This window comes from Pseudozobellia thermophila (assembly GCF_900141855.1).
In the GTDB taxonomy this organism is placed as follows: Bacteria; Bacteroidota; Bacteroidia; order Flavobacteriales; family Flavobacteriaceae; genus Pseudozobellia; species Pseudozobellia thermophila.
This window is the reverse complement of record NZ_FQYU01000016.1, coordinates 37,501-40,078: the sequence shown is the minus strand read 5'-3', so window position 1 is coordinate 40,078 and position 2,578 is coordinate 37,501. Positions and strand designations below refer to the sequence as shown.

General features: G+C 52.5%; 2 tRNA genes and 2 rRNA genes (1 of these 4 cut by a window edge). All 4 read left to right on the top strand.

Features of this window, described 5'->3' with window-relative positions:
- Positions 1–207: 207 nt before the first annotated feature.
- Positions 208–1,734: ribosomal RNA gene (locus tag BUB37_RS20290) — 16S ribosomal RNA — on the top strand.
- 175 nt (positions 1,735–1,909) lie between these two features.
- A tRNA-Ile gene (locus BUB37_RS20285) sits at positions 1,910–1,983 on the top strand.
- 111 nt (positions 1,984–2,094) lie between these two features.
- A tRNA-Ala gene (locus BUB37_RS20280) sits at positions 2,095–2,168 on the top strand.
- Positions 2,169–2,354: 186 nt separating this feature from the next.
- A 23S ribosomal RNA gene (locus BUB37_RS20275) occupies positions 2,355–2,578 on the top strand; it runs 2,616 nt beyond the window's last position.
- The 16S and 23S rRNA genes sit together here with 2 tRNA genes alongside, the layout of an rRNA operon.

Sequence of the window (2,578 nt, the reverse complement as noted above, 5' to 3'; positions counted from 1 at the left end):
AAGATTGGGGACCGGGAAGGTCCTTTGAAAAAGAGAATAAGAAGTTCATTGACATACTGTAGAGACGATAGCGAGCCGATATCCGTTTTGAGGGATATACAGGCGAGCTACCATATAAGTATTTTGGAACAAAAAGAATGGAACACAGATAGAGAGACGGGGCCGGGATGACTTTATCGGCGTTGGCGCGAAATTATATACGAATCAACGATGAAGAGTTTGATCCTGGCTCAGGATGAACGCTAGCGGCAGGCCTAACACATGCAAGTCGAGGGGCAGCGGGGAGTGCTTGCACTCCGCCGGCGACCGGCGCACGGGTGCGCAACGCGTATGGAACCTGCCCCTGTCCGGGGAATAGCCCAGAGAAATTTGGATTAATGCCCCATGGCATCCATTACCTGCATGGGTATTGGATTAAAGATTTATCGGACAGGGATGGCCATGCGTACCATTAGTTTGTTGGTGGGGTAACGGCCCACCAAGGCTACGATGGTTAGGGGCCCTGAGAGGGGGATCCCCCACACTGGTACTGAGACACGGACCAGACTCCTACGGGAGGCAGCAGTGAGGAATATTGGACAATGGGCGGGAGCCTGATCCAGCCATGCCGCGTGCGGGAAGAAGGCCCTATGGGTCGTAAACCGCTTTTATACGGGAAGAAACCACCCCACGTGTGGGGTACTGACGGTACCGTAAGAATAAGGACCGGCTAACTCCGTGCCAGCAGCCGCGGTAATACGGAGGGTCCGAGCGTTATCCGGAATCATTGGGTTTAAAGGGTCCGTAGGCGGGCCGTTAAGTCAGGGGTGAAAGTCTGCGGCTCAACCGTAGAACTGCCCTTGATACTGGCGGTCTTGAGTCATATTGGAGTGGGCGGAATATGTAGTGTAGCGGTGAAATGCATAGATATTACATAGAACACCGATCGCGAAGGCAGCTCACTAAGTATGTACTGACGCTGATGGACGAAAGCGTGGGGAGCGAACGGGATTAGATACCCCGGTAGTCCACGCCGTAAACGATGGATACTAGCTGTCCGGGACCTTGAGTCCTGGGCGGCCAAGCGAAAGTGATAAGTATCCCACCTGGGGAGTACGTTCGCAAGAATGAAACTCAAAGGAATTGACGGGGGCCCGCACAAGCGGTGGAGCATGTGGTTTAATTCGATGATACGCGAGGAACCTTACCAGGGCTTAAATGCATATTGACAGGGTCAGAGATGACTTTTCCTTCGGGCAATTTGCAAGGTGCTGCATGGTTGTCGTCAGCTCGTGCCGTGAGGTGTCAGGTTAAGTCCTATAACGAGCGCAACCCCTACCGTTAGTTGCCAGCATGTCAAGATGGGGACTCTAACGGGACTGCCGGTGCAAACCGTGAGGAAGGTGGGGACGACGTCAAATCATCACGGCCCTTACGTCCTGGGCCACACACGTGCTACAATGGCCGGTACAGCGGGAAGCCATGTCGCAAGGCAGAGCGGATCCACAAAACCGGTCACAGTTCGGATCGGGGTCTGCAACCCGACCCCGTGAAGCTGGAATCGCTAGTAATCGGATATCAGCCATGATCCGGTGAATACGTTCCCGGGCCTTGTACACACCGCCCGTCAAGCCATGGAAGCCGGGAGTGCCTGAAGTCCGTCACCGCAAGGAGCGGCCTAGGGCAAGATCGGTAACTAGGGCTAAGTCGTAACAAGGTAGCCGTACCGGAAGGTGCGGCTGGAACACCTCCTTTCTAGAGCTTTGCGCGATGTATCGCGCAAGGGCGACCTTCGCCGATAGAGGCGTTCCGCGCCCCGTCCCCTATTTGTATCCTAAAAAAAGTGTTCCGAAACGTATGGCAGCGGTCAAGAAGAAGTCTCTATGGTATTGATAATATAGGAAACGGTCGCCCTTGTGCGGTCCGGGACAGTCCCGTAGCTCAGCTGGTTAGAGCGCTACACTGATAATGTAGAGGTCGGCAGTTCGAGTCTGCCCGGGACTACGATGTGCCCCGTGGCACGACGTTCATTGAGTTGAAATTGAAGGAAATTCTAGAAGTTGGGTGGTAGTTAAGTGCTAACTACTGACTACTAATTACTAACGGCTAGTAATTGGGGGATTAGCTCAGCTGGCTAGAGCGCCTGCCTTGCACGCAGGAGGTCATCGGTTCGACTCCGATATTCTCCACAGGTCAATAGGCAATGACCGATCTACGATCAAGGATTTATTGTTGATTGTTTATTGGAAATTGTTTATTGCAAAAGGTTCATTGACATATTGGGACAGGGTACATTTTATGATGTGCCTTGAAGAAGAAAAACACGAATTTTTTAAGTAAAGAGTACGCGAATAGAATAGCGAAACAAAAGGACGGCGACAAGCTGGATAAGGGCGTATGGGGAATGCCTAGGCTCTCAGAGGCGATGAAGGACGCGATAAGCTGCGAAAAGCTGCGGGGATCGGCACATACGATATGATCCGCAGGTATCCGAATGGGGCAACCCACTATACTGAAGGTATAGTATCCGCAAGGAGGCGAACCCGGTGAACTGAAACATCTAAGTAGCCGGAGGAGGAGAAAACAAAAGTGATTCCGG